This window comes from Paraburkholderia sp. J11-2 (genome assembly GCF_905220185.1).
In the GTDB taxonomy this organism is placed as follows: Bacteria; Pseudomonadota; Gammaproteobacteria; order Burkholderiales; family Burkholderiaceae; genus Paraburkholderia.
The window spans coordinates 264792-281608 of record NZ_CAJMYY010000008.1 but is presented as its reverse complement, the minus strand read 5'-3'; the positions used below and the strand labels follow the sequence as shown (position 1 = coordinate 281608).

The 16817-nt window shown below is 64.7% G+C and carries 15 protein-coding genes; 9 read left to right on the top strand and 6 right to left on the bottom strand.

The window, feature by feature from the left end:
• Nucleotides 1-1027 precede the first annotated feature (1027 nt).
• A complete protein-coding gene (locus U5A57_RS14090) occupies nucleotides 1028-1498 on the bottom strand; it encodes a hypothetical protein (protein WP_321911730.1) in 471 nt (156 codons plus the stop codon).
• A 41-nt stretch (nucleotides 1499-1539) separates the two neighbouring features.
• On the opposite strand from U5A57_RS14090, the gene U5A57_RS14085 reads away from it, so the two are divergent.
• Nucleotides 1540-2898, top strand: coding sequence for a replication initiation protein (locus U5A57_RS14085; protein ID WP_158760779.1), 1359 nt, complete (start codon nucleotides 1540-1542; stop codon nucleotides 2896-2898).
• 137 nt (nucleotides 2899-3035) lie between these two features.
• On the opposite strand, the gene U5A57_RS14080 is transcribed toward U5A57_RS14085, so the two are convergent.
• Both U5A57_RS14080 and parA read right to left on the bottom strand, forming a co-directional pair.
• Nucleotides 3036-4115, bottom strand: a complete 1080-nt coding sequence (locus tag U5A57_RS14080) for a ParB/RepB/Spo0J family partition protein (protein ID WP_321911726.1) — start codon at nucleotides 4113-4115, stop codon at nucleotides 3036-3038.
• A 24-nt stretch (nucleotides 4116-4139) separates the two neighbouring features.
• Nucleotides 4140-4802 carry a ParA family partition ATPase gene (gene parA, locus U5A57_RS14075; RefSeq protein WP_042271984.1) on the bottom strand — a complete coding sequence of 221 codons (663 nt, stop codon included), beginning with the start codon at nucleotides 4800-4802 and terminating at the stop codon, nucleotides 4140-4142.
• 493 nt (nucleotides 4803-5295) lie between these two features.
• Between parA and arsC the strand changes: the two genes are divergently transcribed.
• Both arsC and U5A57_RS14065 read left to right on the top strand, forming a co-directional pair.
• Nucleotides 5296-5649, top strand: coding sequence for an arsenate reductase (glutaredoxin) (gene arsC, locus U5A57_RS14070; RefSeq protein ID WP_321911724.1), 354 nt, complete (start codon nucleotides 5296-5298; stop codon nucleotides 5647-5649).
• Between the two features lie 333 nt (nucleotides 5650-5982).
• Nucleotides 5983-6537 (top strand): NAD(P)H-dependent oxidoreductase, encoded by a 555-nt coding sequence (locus tag U5A57_RS14065; RefSeq protein WP_321911721.1) that lies wholly within the window; start codon nucleotides 5983-5985, stop codon nucleotides 6535-6537.
• Nucleotides 6538-6586: 49 nt separating this feature from the next.
• On the opposite strand, the gene U5A57_RS14060 is transcribed toward U5A57_RS14065, so the two are convergent.
• The 3 genes from U5A57_RS14060 to U5A57_RS14050 form a co-directional block, all read right to left on the bottom strand.
• Nucleotides 6587-7306 (bottom strand): hypothetical protein, encoded by a 720-nt coding sequence (locus tag U5A57_RS14060; RefSeq protein WP_321911719.1) that lies wholly within the window; start codon nucleotides 7304-7306, stop codon nucleotides 6587-6589.
• 166 nt (nucleotides 7307-7472) lie between these two features.
• Nucleotides 7473-9752, bottom strand: coding sequence for a hybrid sensor histidine kinase/response regulator (locus U5A57_RS14055; protein WP_321911718.1), 2280 nt, complete (start codon nucleotides 9750-9752; stop codon nucleotides 7473-7475).
• Entirely contained in the window at nucleotides 9742-9957 is a 216-nt protein-coding gene (locus tag U5A57_RS14050) for a hypothetical protein (RefSeq protein ID WP_321911717.1), read from the bottom strand. Before U5A57_RS14050 ends, U5A57_RS14055 begins: the two co-directional genes overlap by 11 nt.
• A gap of 427 nt (nucleotides 9958-10384) precedes the next feature.
• Between U5A57_RS14050 and U5A57_RS14045 the strand changes: the two genes are divergently transcribed.
• The 6 genes from U5A57_RS14045 to shc all read left to right on the top strand — a co-directional run bounded on the left by U5A57_RS14045 (nucleotide 10385) and on the right by shc (nucleotide 16771).
• Nucleotides 10385-10753, top strand: a complete 369-nt coding sequence (locus U5A57_RS14045) for a response regulator (protein WP_321911715.1) — start codon at nucleotides 10385-10387, stop codon at nucleotides 10751-10753.
• A complete protein-coding gene (locus tag U5A57_RS14040; protein WP_110383369.1) occupies nucleotides 10746-11369 on the top strand; it encodes a chemotaxis protein CheC in 624 nt (207 codons plus the stop codon). The genes U5A57_RS14045 and U5A57_RS14040 overlap by 8 nt, the downstream gene beginning before the upstream one ends.
• Nucleotides 11366-12310, top strand: coding sequence for a diguanylate cyclase (locus tag U5A57_RS14035; RefSeq protein WP_321911713.1), 945 nt, complete (start codon nucleotides 11366-11368; stop codon nucleotides 12308-12310). The genes U5A57_RS14040 and U5A57_RS14035 overlap by 4 nt, the downstream gene beginning before the upstream one ends.
• Before the next feature lie 269 nt (nucleotides 12311-12579).
• Nucleotides 12580-13431: a presqualene diphosphate synthase HpnD gene (gene hpnD / locus U5A57_RS14030; protein ID WP_321911712.1), complete on the top strand. Its 852-nt coding sequence runs from the start codon at nucleotides 12580-12582 to the stop codon at nucleotides 13429-13431.
• The gene (hpnE, locus tag U5A57_RS14025; protein WP_321911711.1) at nucleotides 13431-14699 is read left to right on the top strand and encodes a hydroxysqualene dehydroxylase HpnE; all 1269 of its coding nucleotides are present in this window, start codon (nucleotides 13431-13433) and stop codon (nucleotides 14697-14699) included. The genes hpnD and hpnE overlap by 1 nt, the downstream gene beginning before the upstream one ends.
• Nucleotides 14696-16771, top strand: a complete 2076-nt coding sequence (shc, locus tag U5A57_RS14020; RefSeq protein ID WP_415774619.1) for a squalene--hopene cyclase — start codon at nucleotides 14696-14698, stop codon at nucleotides 16769-16771. The genes hpnE and shc overlap by 4 nt, the downstream gene beginning before the upstream one ends.
• Nucleotides 16772-16817: the final 46 nt, after the last annotated feature.

Below are 16817 nucleotides of genomic sequence, written 5' to 3'. Positions count from 1 at the left end.
GATACCGGTTAAAAACGTTAACGCCACGGCAAATCCTTACCTGGCGGGGCTTTCCGGGCGATGAGGTGAAGCTTTACGGGACCCTGGGTGAGTGCCTGCGGGAAAGTTCGGTGACGGGCTTCGGGAATACCGGTGAGCCACTGCAGGAAAGGACGTGAGCGGGTTCGGGAGCGGGGGGATTCTTGACTTCCCGGCAAGGGTGAGGCAATGCGGGAGGCCATGGGCGGACAGGTCGCGCGTAGCTGGGCTCGACGGCGATGTTACGGGAAATGCAACGGTGAGCGGGTTCGGGAGCACGAATTTGCGCCATTTTTCGGCTAAATCGAGGGGCTGCAACGCTTGGGGTGAGAAGTATCGGGAAAAAATGCGGATCGAAGGTGAAGTTTTTCGGGAGCCGGAGCCCGAAATCGGGCGAAATGGGGGCTTCGAGGGTCCAAAGGTGAGCCTTTACGGGGGCGTGTACGCGAGCCGGGCGGATTTCCCGGCTGCCTGTCACGCGTTGCCGGGGATTTTTCTCGTCTAAAGGTGAGAATTTTCGGGAGATTTCCGCAGTGCCGCGAAACTAGCTGCGGCCGTCCGGTCAAGTTCGATAAGGTGAGGCTTTTCGGGGGCCTTTTTTTGCGGATTTCACGGCCAAGGTGAGCAAATTCGGGAGAAAGTTGGTGTTCACTGCGTTGCAGACGCCGAAAATACGCGGGTGCGGGTGGTGCTTCTCTCCATTGGAATCCTGCATGGGTGAGATTATTCAGGAGCACACTTTTGGCAAGCGCGCATCTGTCCGAACGTACTGTGTTCGCCTGAGGTGAGGTAATACGGGAGTCGATATCGCCTTCCCGGGTCCGCCGCGCATGTGGATAAGTCCCGGAATTCATTGATTTTTTCTTTCTGATGCCCTATGAGGTGAGAGTTTCCGGGAGGCGCCGTGACGGTGCAGCGCAACCGTGCCGGAATGCGAAAGGTGAGGACTTTCGGGAGCTGTTGCGGGCTGACTGCAGCAACGACGGCCTTTGGGAGCGGGTCGATGTGTTCAGTCAACACGGCAAAAGGTGAGTGTTTCCGGGAGACATCGGGGCACGCAACGGCGAACCTCGACAATTTTGACCTTCGATTGCCGTGGCGCGTAGTTTTTGGCTTCGCAATCTGGACTTTCTGCCTGCCTTGCACGTGCGACGCGCGTGTTTTGCTGCGGTGCGATCGCTTTGCAGCAGATTTTTTGGCCAGCGACCGCTCCGAAGCCCGGATTTCGCTGCCTGCGACGCACTTTTATCACTGGCTGCACGAAAATATTTAAGGTGAGCGAATACGGGAACAGATGGCGACCCTTGGGAGGCCATCGGAAATACAGGATCGGGCCGGACCACGCATGACGCAAAGCGCCCCGCTGGATGGGCGTCTGGCCAAAGGTGAGGCAATACGGGAAGGCGTCGCGGTGAGCGGCGCGCGCGATATGCGCATCACCGGCAATGGTGAGAGAGGCCCTATAGACGCCTATCACCACAGACGGTATCCTTTCGCGAAATTCTCTCCTCGACCCGACGCATGGCCACGAAGCGCGTGAAAAAGACCGATGTGGTAAGCCCCAGCTCGGCGGAATTGCGCAAGGCCGTCGAGGCGATCGCGATCCAGCCGAAGAGTGGCAAGATCACCCTGCTGACTCGCAAGCTGTTCAACGTCCTGCTGGCCGTCGCCCAGCAGGCCGACGAGTCCGGCGATACCTACCGTGCGCTGCTTTCCGACATCGTCGCCAACTCGGCGTTCGATTCGAACGATACAGCGCTCGTGAAGGAGCACCTGCGCCGTATGGTGTCGGTGCAGGTCGAATGGAGCCAGGGCACGTCGAGCCAGAAGCCCGGTCGCAAGTGGGGGATTTCCACGCTGATAGCGGATGCGGAAATTCTCGAGGACCCGCAAACCCGCCGTGTCTGGGTGGAGTTTTCGTTCGCGCCGAAGATCAAGAAGAAGCTGCTGGATCCGGTCCAGTACGCCCGCCTTAGCCTGCAGTTCCAGAGCCAGTTGCGCAGCAGCGCGGGACTTGCGCTCTATGAGATTTGCGTGCGCTATTTGACCAACCCCAGCCATCTGACGATGCGCGAGACCTGGGAGTGGTGGCGCCCGATCCTTTCCGGTACCCCGGATACCGAAGCGGGCGACGAAGCCAAACGCGAGTACAAGTATTTCAAACGCGATTATCTGCGGCCTGCCATCGCCGAAGTCAACGCGGTGACGAACATCTTCGTCGAGTTGATCGAGCATCGCGAAGGGCGCCGTGTTGCCGAAATCCAGTTTCGCGTAACCGAGCGCAAGCAGCCGATGCTCGCGCTCGACGAGCATCCGAATGTGTTCGACAGCACGCTTGTCGATCGCATGGTGAAGATCGGGATTCCGCTCAAGGAAGCGCAGTCGCTTTACGCCGACAGCGAGGAAAACCGCATTCGCGCCGCGTTGCAATTGACCGAACAGCGTATGCGCAGCACGAGCCTGCCGCCGGTGCGCAGCGCTGCGGCGCTGTTCAAGGACGCGCTGAAGAAGGGCTATGCGCCGCCGGTCGAGACTGCGGCAGGCGCCACACCGGCCGTTGGCCGCGGCGCGTCGGCAGCTGTTGCCGCCGATGATCCGAAGGCGCGACTGCTCGATGAATATGCCGCCTATCGGCGCAAGGAAGCCCGCTCGCTCTACGAGGAGCAGGGCGACATGGAGCGCGAGCTTGCGCGTCAGTCATTCGAGACGGATGAACTGCCAGGGCTGGGTTCGCATTTGCGCGATGACTGGCGTCGTCGCGGACTGGAATCGAAACTGGCCGATACGGCGTTTTTCGACTGGCTCGCGCGCAAGACCTGGGGCGAACCGACCGACGGCGACCTGCTCGCGTTCACGCTGAGCCAGACGCGCGCGGCCTGACCGTCATGCAAGGCCGGCCCGCGCAAGGCGGGGCGGTGGGGGTGGGGCTTTGGCCGATTCGAGCGACGTAGAACGCCCCCCGTCTCATTGTCGACGGTCTGCCCGATGCGTGGCAGTCGTCGACAAATTTTCCAAACTTATTTCGTCTTCAGGATCTGCTCGATCTGCTGAAGAATCGCGTCGCGTCGATCTTTTGCGAGTCCCTTCAGGCGCAACTCGAGGCGGTCGTCCCCGTATGACTTCAGGTCACCGACAGCCACGCCGTCCAGTTTGATCTCCAGCCGTTGCGCGTAGCGTTGCCGCCCAGCCGGCTTCGGGCTTTCCTGCGCGCTCGCCCGGCCTTTCACGATATCCGCCACCTGGCGCGTGCTGAGGTCGTCGGCAACGATGCGGTTGATGAGACGCAGCGTGGCGTCCGTGCCGCGCGCGCCGTGATAACGGCCAACCTGATAGGCCATGTTCGAGCCAAACCGGTCCGGGCGCGCCACCATTTCCTGCATGACCAGCTCCGGCAACTTGCCGATCGACAGCGCAACCGCAACCGTCGATTCGTCGAGGCCGAGGTGATCGGCAAGCTCGCGCTGACTCTGAAAGTGCTTTTCATCGATGAATCGCTTCCACACCACCGCGTTATCGAACACGGTTTGCGAATCACGCTGAACGTTCAGGTCGTAACCGAGCTTGTAGCTCTGAATGCCGATCGGCAGATCGATGACGATTGCCTTGACGACTTCCTTGTTTGCTTCTTTCAGCGCACGCACGCGACGGCCGCCATCGCTCACGTAGTAGCTGCCCGGCGCTGCGTAGTCAGGAATCACATGGATTGCCTGCTGCTGCCCTTGCTTCGCGAGATTGACAGCCAGTTCTGCGATCGAAGCCTTCAAATAGAAGTGACGCGGATTGAAGGGGCTCGGCTTGATGTCCTTGAGCGGCAACTCGATGATCTGCCCGGGACGGTAGCTGTGTGCGATACGCCAGGCGTGATACTCGGCCGACTCGTTTTCGAGGCCCGGTGCTTCGTCGAGAACGGGCTCGACCGCAGATTCAAGGCCAGTCACAAGGGCGGGCTGACTCGAGCGCCCAGCCACCTCTCGCGTCTTTGGCTTGTCCTGGACGAGTCCGTCGATGGCGTTGAGGCGGTCGAGTGCCGTGCGCTTTTCGCTGCTCGTCGTATCAGGCCGAGCCTGGAAGCCTTTGGCGAATTGGGAGGGTTTCATTCAGGGTCCTTTATGCGCATAAAGTCAGGGGAGCATGGCCGCAATCTCGTCGGCGCATGCGCGCACTTCCACTGCGGCGAGGCGAGCGCCGCGGTCGTTCATTTGCAGAACTGTCTGGCCGAGTGCCATTGCCTGCTTGTATGCCTCACGTGTGGGAATCTGCGTTCTGAGCAGTGGGAAACCGAGTTCTTCAAGGGCGCGCTTCAACTCGCGAGTCAGCATGCGCTTTTCTTCGGTCTTGTTCAGCAGGAATACGGCGCGCAGATCTTCGTTCATGACCTGGGCCTGCTGGATGAGCTTCACGAGGCCAACGCTCGACCAGTAATCGGCGGGAGAGGACGAAGTCGGAATGACGGCAACAGTAGCGGCCAGCAGCACCACGCCGGAGACCTTCTCAGTGATCGACGGCGGGCAGTCCACCACGATCACGTCGTAGTCGTTGACGAACTTCTTGATCTCCCGGTGAATCTGGCCACCGGCTTCGGAGAGATTGACGACCGGGAACGGGATACCCGTGTCGCCATCGGCTGACGCACTGGCCCAATGGACCAACGTGTTTTGACCATCGGCATCCACAACCAGCACCCGCTTCCCCTTCTCGTGGAAGGCCGCGCCGAGATGCATCGCGATCGTGCTCTTACCGACCCCGCCCTTTTGTTGCGTGACTGCGATTATCTCTGCTGCCAATTGGTATTCTCCTTTTTGCTATTAGCATGGGATTTTACCTGGAATGTTTTTCAGTTCAATGATTTTTGGTGTAATTCGCAACTGAATTAGCCATTCGGACAAGGTTTATGCGCATAAAGCTCGTGCGAAGGTCAGTGGATGCCGCATCGCGGTCGCTTTGGGTTATGAAGCCCCATCGATCACACGCTAGATGCATGGCGGACCTGGGAGAAATACTCGTGCACTCAAAGACGACCGCACGCAGGTCACCGCTCTTTATGCGCATAAAGTCAGTCCCTATCCCCCTATCGCATCTCGCCCCTCACAAGCGCGCGACCGGAAGATCTCACCGCGAATCCCAAGTGCAGCCACATGGCTGCAATACGTGTTAAAGGCGTCAGGCCTTCGTCGACTGAGGCTTCATACGTCTACCCGCCCACCCTCGGTAAAATCACAGCGAATCCACGGCCTCACCGAGGCTCACCCACCACTCCCCTCTCGTACAGCAGACCCCATGATCACGATCTACCATAACCCTCGCTGCTCCAAATCCCGCGCGGCTTGCGAACTGGTGTCCACCTCGAAGGCGAATGAGCCTGTCGAGGTGATTGAATACCTGAAGCAGCCGCTCACCGTCGACCAACTGAAGGCGCTGCACGCGATGCTGGGCGGCCCGCTGCTCGACATGATCCGCACTGGCGAAACCGAGTACTCAGAGCTTGGTCTGGATGCGCCTGGTGTGACAGATGATCAGTTATACGAAGCAATTGTGCGGCATCCGATTCTGCTTCAACGACCCATCGTCGTACGCGACGGACGCGCCGTGATCGGCCGCCCAACTGAAAACGTCGCAGCGTTGCTCGGTTGAAATCGCCGGTTCGCTCACGCACGACAAGCGGGCGAAAACGCGAGCGTAGGAGCCAGCGTGCAAGGGCGAGACGCAATCAACGCCATGCACGCACCGGAATTGCACATTTGCTAACCTGCAGACGAATCCCACGCGAGGCCCGTATCTACCGGCCCTTCGCGCAAGTTGTCCACAAGCTTATCGACAAAAACTGTGGATAAAATCGCGCTACCCCTGGTTATCCACAGCGGTGCACGGCGCGTGGCCAGGCGCGCGCGCATCGCGAGAACTCGCGCGCGTCTATGATGATGTTTCCTTTCACTGCGCTTCGCGCGCACCTCCGAGGAAACCGAAATGGCTTACAAGATCGCAGTTGTGGTCGGCAGTCTGCGCAAGGAATCATTCAACCGGCAACTCGCGCACGCGGTGACGTCGCTGGCCCCCGCGGATTTCACTTTCGAGTATCTCGACATCGGCGTGCTGCCGCTCTACAGCCAGGAATACGACGCAGACTATCCCGAGGTGGCGCGCCGTTTCAAGCAACAGATCGAAGCCGCCGACGGGTTGCTCTTTGTCACGCCCGAATACAACCGCTCGATTCCGGGTGGGCTGAAAAACGCGCTCGACTGGGGGTCGCGGCCGTGGGGCACGAATTCGTGGCGCGGCAAGCCGGGCGCGGTGCTCGGCACGTCGCTGGGAGCGACCGGCACGGCGCTCGCGCAACAACATCTGCGCAACGTCCTCGCCTATCTCGACGTCGCCGTGCTCGGTCAGCCCGAGATGTTCATCAAGCACGACGCGAGCCGCATCAACGAGAAAGGCGAGATCGTCAGCGAGGACACGCGCAAGTTCCTGCAGGGCTTCGTTGACACGTACGTGGCCTGGGTCAAGCGCCAGCTTGGCCGCTGACGCCTGATCACACCAAACGTACCTCACACGCCGTATTGCGTGGGCGGCCTCAATGTAACGTGCGACGCTGCCCCGGCATGTCCTTGTCGTGCTCGGGCGTGTCTTCCTCGTACTCGAGGAATTCGTCCGGAATCTGCGGCGCGGCGCCGGCGGCGGGTCGCGTTGCTTCGGGCGCGGCTGGAACATCCACATGATGCGCGCCCATCACCGCTCCGGCGCCGGGCGCACTCGCAGAAGTGAGCACGGTCGCCTCGGCCTCGCTCGTCGGCCGTATCGGTTCGGCGGTGGAGGCGAACGTAGGCTCGTCAGCGGGGTGTTTGCGCGCTGCTTCCGTTTGCGCCGCACGGCGTCGCAGGGCGTCGGCGAACTCGGAGAGCCCCAGTTCATCGAGCGCCGAGTGCTCGCGCGCGACTGGACTGTCCGTCGCTGGCCATGCCCATGGTGAGCCGCGTAGCACAACGTCCGTCGCGTGCTCCTCGCGCAGCGTTTCGTAGGCGAGATTGGCGTGCGCCTCGTCGCTCACATGCACGCCGATGCGCACCGGCTCGCCCGGCGGCGGCGTCATGCCGGTCTGGGCCTCGGTGGTTCGGCGCACGTCGCCCGTCGTCGAGAAAAAACCTCCCACGAGCCGCTCGATGCCAGCCAGCACGCCCTCAGTGCGCGCCGGCAGGTCGATGTCGCCCGCCGCGAAGCCGCGTTGCAGCAGCGCGTCCTGCGCGTGACGTGCTTCGTCGTAGGTTGGGAAAACGCCGGTCACGGTTTGTTTCATGGCAGCCTCCTTCGCCAGATGGCGACGCCCGCTCACATCATGCGCCGATTGTGCATGGATGGTGCATCGGTCGGCGCATGCTGGGCGTGACGTCTAACCGCCTGATTCTGCGGGTCGCGCTGCCTGCCGCAAGCCTCGTGCCGCGAGGCGGGTCACGCGTGTCCGGTCATGCCCGCGGGCTCTGGAGTGTCGTGTCGTGCTCGCGCTTTGCACGCGCCTGGCGGTCCTCGCGAATCGCCTCGAGCATTTTCTCCAGCAACGCGATGTCGAACGGCTTCGACAGTACACGCACATCGGCATTGCGCGTGCGCTCGAGTTCCTCCGCGTAACCCGTCACGAGGATCACGGGTAGCTCCGGCTCGAGCCCCTGCAGCGCCTCGGCCAGATCGATGCCGTTCATCGTCCCCGGCATGTGGATGTCGGAAAGCACGAGGTCGAAGCGCGGCGCGTGCTCACCCTCGGCAAGCGGCGCTTCGACGCGCTGCAGCGCACTCGCGGCGTCGCTTGCGCAGGTCACGCGGTGGCCCATCATCTGCAGGAGTGCCTCGGTGCCGGCCGCGACTTCGTCGTTGTCCTCCACGAGCAGCACGTTCAGCCCAAGCTGGACCTGGGCGCTCTCCTCGCGCGGCTCGCCCGGACGCTGCGCGGGCGGCTCGGCGAGCGAGCGCGGCAGATACAGATGCACTGTCGTGCCCGCGCCGATTGCGCTGTCGATCGCGGCGAGGCCGCCGGTGCGCTCGCAGAACGCAAACACTTGCGGGAGTCCGAGGCCGGTGCCCGTGCCCTTCGATTTGGTCGTGTAGAGCGGTTCGAACGCGCGCGCGAGCACGTCCGGCGGCATGCCTGTGCCCGTGTCTTCGAGCGCAATGTGCACGAAGTCGCCGTCGAGCGGGAAACCTTCGTCGGGCCGGAAGCTGATGTTGCGCGCACGCACGGTGAAGCGGCCGCCGTTGGGCATCGCGTCGCGCGCATTCACGGCCAGATTGATCAGTGCAAGCTCGAATTCGGCCACATCGACGAGCACGGGCCACACATCGTCATCGACTTCGACGACGAGCGACACCTTCGCGCCCAGCGACGCGCGCAACAACTCGCGGGCCGCCGGCAGCCAGCGCCCCACATGGATCGTCTCGTTGCGCAGCGGCTGCTTGCGCGCCACGCCGAGCAGCTGGCGCGTGAGCGACTGGCCGCTCTTGAGCGCGCGCTCGACCGCCGAGAGTTCGCGCTCGAAGCCCGCCGCGCCGCGCCGCCGCGCGATCTGCACGTTGGCCGACACGATCATCAGCAGGTTGTTGAAATCGTGCGCGACGCTGCCCACGAGGTTGCCGAGCGCTTCCATCTTGCGCGATTGCCGGTAGGCGGATTCGATCGAGCGGCGCATCGAGGCTTCGGCCTGCCAGCGCTCCCACGCCTCCTCTTCGGCGGCGAGTCGGCGCAGCGAAAGCCAGATCACGCACCACAGCGCGATCGACGGCGTGAACATCGAGATGATCAGCACGCTCAGGTGCCGGTACCAGGCCGCCCAGATCGCCGGCGTGCGATACGCGCAGGTCACGTAGACCGGGTACGCGCCCACGCGCCGGAACGCGAGGATCACGTTGCTGTCGAGCAGCGTGGAATGCATGCGCACGACGCCGGACTCCGTGCCACGCATGAGCGCGGCGCCGAGCGGCGAGCGCGGCGTGATGACCGACGCGTCGGCGCGCGGCGGCGGATCGAAGGCGAGGATCGTGCCGTCGCTGCGCACGAGGCCGAGCGACATCGGCGAACCGGGACCGAGCAGGTCGCGGTAGAACGAGCTGAAATAGCCGGGGCGCAAGGCGACCGAGACGAGACCCGCGAACTCGCCGGCGTCGTTCAGGCGCGCCACGCCCATGTTGAACACGGTCTCGCCGCTCACCTGGCCCTGCATCACGCGCGAGACGTGGTCGATCACGCGGCCGTCGCGGATGCCGGTGAAGTCGTCGCGCGCGGCAATCGACACCGGCGGTGGCGGCGAGTAGCGGCTGCTCGCGAGCAGATCGCCGTCGCCCCCGAAAATCGACACGGCGGCCACTTGCGGGTATCCGCCGCCGATCGCGTCGAGTTTTTCGTGGATCTGCGCCTCGCTGGCGCGGATGCCGTCGTCGTTCAGGCCGCGCACGAGGTCGACCACGCGCGCGTCGAGCGCCTCGTTCATGTCGAACACCTTGAGTGCATGCTCTTCGGCCACGCGCACGGTGCGCAGCGTGGTGTCGGTGGCGTCGGCTTCGCGCGCGCGCAGGTCGTTGTACGCCATGGCGGCCACGTAGAGGCACGGCAGCACGATCGCCGCGACGAGCAGCGCGAGCAGCGTGCGCCGGCGCACCGTGAAGTCGTGACCCGGCGCGGCCGGAAACGGCGTGTCGTCGGCGGGGGGCGGCAGGGAGGGGCGTTCGTCTGGCCGCTCGGGCCGGTCAGCAATCATCGTACGGAAAAACAGGGAAAAGACGGCTGGGCATGCGACATGATAAACGACCGCGATGACGCCCCGACGGCCAGCGGATCCCCGGCGTGCTGCAAAAATCGGCTGGCAAGCGCGCTGCCCAGGGGGTTTCCTCTCGCTTCATGCCGAATTCGCGAAAATCGGCGAAGCGCAAACGTACCACAAAGGGATAATCGACGTCCTTCATTTAAGGGATTGATCATTTATTTCCATAAATTAGTCGAAATGAGTCGATTTTGTTCGTTGATTGATTAACGGCGAGTTGCATTTGATTCAATTTGATTCGAGAATCGCGGACACGAGATAAATAACGCATTCGCATGTGAGCCATGCCAGCCGACCAGGCGCATGGCCATGCTACGGGGTGGCTGCAGGCATGCAGACGAGGGCCTTCATGACCGGCGCACGGGTTGCCGGTATCCATTGGGCGGCGGCAGAGCGATGGCGCGGCCATGCGCCTTGCGCCGACGTGCCAGCGCGCGGATCCGTTCATGCGTTATGCATTATTCGGCGGGTTCGCAATTTTCTTTGAAGTTTTCCCTAAAGTAATTGCCCGTGCCGCCGTTAATCCGTCGAAACGCACTCCGTCCAACGCACACTCATTCAGCATATCCATGTCCTTGCCCATCGTGATCGCCGATGACTCGCTGTTAGCCCGCAAGGTGCTCACGAAGGCGCTGCCCGAGGACTGGGACGTTTCGATTTCGTACGCGGCGAACGGGCACGAAGCGCTTGCGCATTACCGCGCCGGCCGTGCGGCTGTCATGTTCCTCGACCTCACGATGCCCGACATGACGGGCTTCCAGGTCCTCGAAGCGTTGCAGCACGAAGACCTCAACACGTTCGTGATCGTCGTTTCAGCGGACGTCCAGCCTCGTGCCCGTGAGCGCGTGCAGGCGCTCGGCGCGGCGGCGTTCGTCGCAAAGCCGGTAACCCAGGAGGCGCTGCTGCCCATCCTGAAGGAGTACGGGTTGTATGCCTGATCGAGTGTTCACGGAACTCCAGCGCGACGCGCTCCAGGAGATCGCCAATCTCGGCATGGGGCAGGCAGCGACGCGACTGTCGGGGCTGCTCAACGCCTTCATCGAACTTTCGGTGCCGCGCGTGCGCGTGGTCGCCGTATCCGAGGCCGCGGCGGCGCTGCGCGAGATGACCGGCATCGACGGTCCGGTCGCGGCCGTGCGCCAGGGCTTTCGCTCGGAGATCAAGGGCGAGGCGCTGGTGATCTGCCGCAGCGGCGAGATCGCCGAGCTGGGGAGCCTTGTAGGCGGCCCCTACGCCACGATCGGCGACGACGCGCTCACCGAAGAAGAACTGATGTTCGACGTCGCCAACGCGCTCACGGGCGCGTGTGTCTCGTCGATGCTCGACCAGCTCGGGCGCATGCCGGTGTTTTCGCAGCCGGGTCTTCTCGGCGAGGCGATCATGCTCGACGAGGTGTTCCAGCCCGGCCTGCTCGCCTGGGACGTCGCGCTGCTCGTCGAAGTCAATTTCGCGCTGGAAGACCAGCGCTTTCGCGCCCACCTCGTCATGCTGATGGCCGAGGAGTCGATCCATGTCGTGAGCCGGGCCATCGACGCGTTGTTGCATAGCCTATGAACGAGCCATCCGGATTGCCATCGCTATCGGACCTCGTTGTCGAACGGGTGGGTTTCGGCATTTTCGTGGTCGATCGCGACATGAACGTGCTGAGCTGGAACCGCTTCATGCAGGACCACAGCGGTGTCACGGCCGAGGACGTGATCGGCCGCTCCATCTTCGAACGCTTCCCCGATCTGCCGCGCGCGTGGCTCACGCGCAAGGTCGAGAGCGTGTTCCAGCTGGGCAGCTTCGCGTTCAGCTCGTGGGAGCAGCGCCCGTATCTGTTCCAGTTCGACCACGACCGGCCGATCACGGGCGGTGTGGACTACATGCAGCAGGACTGCACCTTCATGCCGCTCATGCGCGGGCGTGACGTGATCGCCGTGTGCGTGACCCTCTCGGATGTCACGCACGTGAGCGTCATGCAGCGCGAGCGCGAGGAGGCCGTGGCCAAGCTGCGCGAATACGCCGATCGCGACGGCCTGACCGGCATTGCGAACCGCCGCTATTTCGAAACACGCCTCGCCGACGAATTCCTGCGCTGGCAACGCTATGGCGGCGAGCTTTCGATGCTGCTGTTCGACCTCGACCACTTCAAGCGCATCAACGACGAATTCGGCCACGTGGCCGGCGACACGGTGCTGCGCTCGATGGCGCAGCGCGTGTCGGGCGTCGTGCGCAAGCAGGATGTGTTCGGGCGCTTCGGCGGCGAGGAATTCGCGTTGCTGTTGCCGTGCACGCCGCTGGACGACGCGCTCTATGTGGCGGAGAAGATTCGCCGCACGATCGGCGACGAGCCGATCGAGGTGCAAGGCGTGATCGTGCCCGTGACGGCCAGCGTGGGCGCCGCCACCGCGCGCACGGGGGCGCCCGACTACGAAGGCATGATCAACGAGGCGGACGCCGCCCTCTACACCGCGAAACGCCAGGGGCGCAACCGCTCGGTCGCGCTGGCCTGAGACTTGCCCGGGCCGCAGGCGGCTGCGGCCTCGATCCGTCTCATCGCCCCGTGCTTCGGGGTACGCACTCGCATGCTATGCGCCCCGACTCAACTGCGGCGCCCCTCAAAGGTTGATATACTTTTGCCCGTTTCCGGCCTTGCGCGCCCCCTGGCGGGCAATTTTAGGGTCGGGTGCCTCGCGCGTGTCCGCGCGCGCGGGCGACCCGCGGCAATGCGGGCCCGAATAGAGTCGAACGCCCGTTGAGGGCGCCCCCAGCGGAGATCGTCTTGGCTGTTTCCAATCTCGTCGTGGACGATACACAACAAACCGACGCCGCCGCCGCTTCGTCGGGCAGCTCGTTTTATCTGGCGATGCGGATCCTGCCTCCTGCGCAGCGCGACGCCATGTATCAGGTCTACGCCTTTTGCCGCGCTGTCGACGACATCGCGGACAGCGACCTGCCGCGCGCCGAGCGTGCGGCGGGGCTCGATCAATGGCGCGCCGACATCGATGCGTGCTATGCCGGCACGCCGCGCGCCTCGCTCGCGGCGCTCACGCGTCACATCCATACGTTCGGGCTTCAGCGCGAAGACTTCCACGCGATGATCGACGGCATGGCCATGGACGCCGCCGAGGACATCTGCGCGCCCGACGAGGACACGCTCGACCTGTACTGCGACCGCGTGGCGAGCGCCGCGGGCCGCCTGTCGGTGAGAATTTTCGGGATGCAGGAGGAGCCGGGCCGCCTGCTGTCGCACCATCTGGGGCGCGCGCTGCAGCTCACCAACATCCTGCGCGACATCGACGAAGACGCGGACATCAACCGCTGCTACCTGCCGCGCGAGCTGCTCGCGCGCGAAGGCATCGCGGCGGGCAATCCGCACACGATCGCCGCCGACCCGTCGCTGCCGCGCGTGTGCGAGACGCTCGTGCAACGCGCCCGCGCGCACTTCGCGCAAGCCGACGCGATCATGGACGCCGCGCCCCGTGCGCAGGTGAAAGCGCCGCGCATCATGTCGGGCGTCTACCGCGTGCTGCTCGAGCGCACCGTGGAGCGCGGCTTCGACCTGCCGCGCACGAAAGTCAGCAAGCCGCGCGCACGGCTGATGTGGATCGTGGCGCGTTACGCGCTGTTCTGATGCCGCGGCTAGTCCACGTCATCGGCGCTGGGCTTGCGGGCCTCGCGACGGCCGTGCGGCTTCAGCGGCGCGGCGTGCAGGTGGCGCTCTACGAGGCCGCCGGCCAGGCAGGTGGACGCTGCCGCTCGTACTACGACCGCACGCTTTCGGCGACGCTCGATACGGGCAACCATCTGGTGCTGGCGGGTCATGCGCGCACACTCGAATACGTGCGCACGATCGGCGCCGGCGACGCGCTTTCCGGCCCCACCGAGCCCGGCTTCGCGTTCATGGATATCGCGGCGCGCTCGCGCTGGACGGTGCGCTTCTCGCGCTCGCGCATGCCGTTCTGGATTGGCGACGCGCGCTCGCGCGTGCCGGGTACGCGCGCCGCTGACTATCTGGGGCTGCTGCCGCTCCTGTTCGCCAAGCCAGGCCGCACGATGGCGCAGACCATGCGCTGCGAAGGCGTGCTGTGGGACCGGCTGCTGCACCCGTTTTTTCTCACGGCGCTCAATGTCGAGCCGCGCGTGGGCAGCGCGGAACTGGCGGGCGCCATGCTGCGCGAGTCGCTCGCAGCGGGCGGCGAGTCGTTCCGGCCGCTGGCGGCGCGCGGCGGACTTTCGAGCGCGTTCGTCGATCCGGCCTTGCGCATGCTTCAGCACGGCGGCGCGGCGATTCGCCTTGACTCTCCGCTCAGGGAGATCGTGTACGACGACGCGGCGGGCCGTGTCGCCGCACTCGATTTTCCAGACGGGCGTATAACGCTCGCTCACGACGAAGCCGTGGTGCTGGCCGTGCCCGGCGCGGCCGCCGCCGCGCTCGTGCCGGCGCTGCAGACGCCGCAGCGCCACAATGCGATCGTCACGGTGCACTACGCCGTGCCGGCGCCGCCGGGCCTCGTCACGCCGATGGCGCTCGTCAACGGCACGGCCCACTGGCTGTGCACGGCCGAAGGGCGACTCTCGGCGACGATCCACGACGCGCACGACGTGCTCGACCTCGATCCCGAGGTCATCGCGCGCCGCGTGTGGGCCGACGTGGCCGAGGCGGCTTCGCTGCCGCTCGAGCCGCTGCCCGCCTGGCGCGTGTGCGCCGATGCGCGCGCGACTTTCGCCGCGGTGCCCGACGAAGAGTGGCGGCGCCCCGCGACGCGCACGCGCTGGAACAATCTGATGCTTGCAGGCGACTGGACGGCTACCGGTCTGCCCGCGACGATCGAAGGAGCGATCCGCTCGGGCCGCAAGGCCGCCGAGCTGCTCCTGACCGAAAATTTGGAACGTAGATGAACGATTTATCCCAAGCCATGCCGACCGAAGACCTCGCCAGCCCCCTCACGGGCGCTGACGTTGCCGACGCGCCGGCCGTGGCGATGCCCGCTCCCACGTTTGCCGGTGAGACGGCCGCTCCGGTCGCCGCACCGCTGGTCCCGCTCGCATCGCTCGACGCCGCCGTCGCGCGCGCGACCGACGCGATCCTCGCCGACCAGCGTGCCGATGGCCATTGGGTCTACGAACTCGAAGCGGACGCGACGATTCCGGCCGAATACGTACTGCTTGTGCACTACCTCGGCGAAGAAGCGAACCTCGAGCTCGAACAGAAGATCGCGAGCTACCTGCGCCGCATCCAGTTGCCGGAAGGCGGCTGGCCGCTCTTCACCGACGGCGCCATGGACGTGAGCGCGAGCGTGAAGGCTTACTTCGCACTCAAGATGATCGGCGACGCGGAAGACGCCGAGCACATGGTGCGTGCACGCGAGGCGATTCTCGCGGCGGGCGGCGCGGAGCAGGTCAACGTGTTCACTCGCATCCTGCTCGCGCTCTTTGGCGTGGTGACATGGTACGCAGTCCCGATGATGCCCGTCGAGATCACGTTGCTGCCGCAGTGGTTCCCGTTCCATCTTTCGAAGGTGTCGTACTGGGCGCGCACGGTGATCGTGCCGCTGCTCGTGCTGGGCGCGAAGCGCCCGGTCGCGCGCAACCCGCGCGGCGTGCGCATCGACGAGTTGTTCCGCGGCGCGCCGGTGAGCGTAGGCCTGAACGCCCGCTCCCCGCATCAGAGCAAGGGCTGGTTCGGCTTCTTCCGCGCCGTGGACGGCGTGCTGCGCGTGACCGATCCGCTCTTTCCGAATTACCTGCGCCAACGCGCGATCGACGCCGCGGTGGCGTTCGTGGACGAGCGGCTGAATGGCGAGGACGGTCTGGGCGCGATCTTCCCGGCCATGGCCAACGCCGTGATGATGTACGACGTGCTCGGCTATCCCGCCGATCATCCGCATCGCGCCATCGCGCGCCAGTCGCTCGAAAAGCTCGTGACGGTTCACACCGAGGAAGCGTACGTCCAGCCCTGCCTTTCGCCGGTGTGGGACACGTCGCTTGCGGCGCACGCGTTGCTGGAGACTGGCGAGGCGCGCGCCGAGGAAGCCGCGCGCCGCGGCCTCGAATGGCTGCGTCCGCTGCAGATTCTCGACGTGCGCGGCGACTGGATCTCGCGCCGTGAGGCGGTGCGTCCGGGCGGCTGGGCGTTCCAGTATGCCAACCCGCACTACCCCGACGTCGACGACACGGCCGTGGTCGTGGCCGCGATGGACCGCGTGGACAAGCTCGACAACACGAAGGCCTACGACGCCCCCATCGCCCGTGCGCGCGAATGGGTGGTCGGCATGCAGAGCAGCAACGGCGGCTGGGGCGCATTCGAGCCGGAAAACACCCAGTACTACCTGAACAACATCCCGTTCTCGGACCACGGCGCATTGCTCGATCCGCCGACCGCCGACGTCTCGGGCCGCTGCCTCTCGATGCTCGCGCAGCTCGGCGAACTGCCGGCCGCGAGCGAGCATGCGCTGCGTGCATACAACTACCTGCTCGACGAGCAGGAGGCCGACGGCAGCTGGTACGGCCGCTGGGGCATGAACTACATCTACGGCACGTGGACGGCGCTGTGTGCGCTCAACGCGGCCGGCCTCGCGCACGACGACCCGCGCATGAAGCGCGCGGTGCAGTGGCTCGTGCAGATCCAGAACGACGACGGCGGCTGGGGCGAAGACGGCACGAGCTACAAGCTCGAATACCGCGGCTACGAGCGCGCGACGAGCACCGCTTCGCAAACGGCGTGGGCGCTGCTCGGCCTGATGGCCGCGGGTGCAGTCGATCATCCGGCGGTCGCGCGCGGTATCGACTATCTGCAGAATACGCAGCAGGTCCACGGCCTCTGGGACGAAACGCGCTTCACGGCTACGGGTTTTCCGCGCGTGTTCTATCTGCGCTACCACGGCTATCGCAAGTTCTTTCCGCTGTGGGCGCTCGCGCGCTACCGCAACCTCAAGCGCGCGGGCGTGACGCGCGTCACGGTCGGTCTGTGAGCGTGGCGGCTGGTGTCAAGGCGCGCGCCTTGCCTGTGATCGCGGT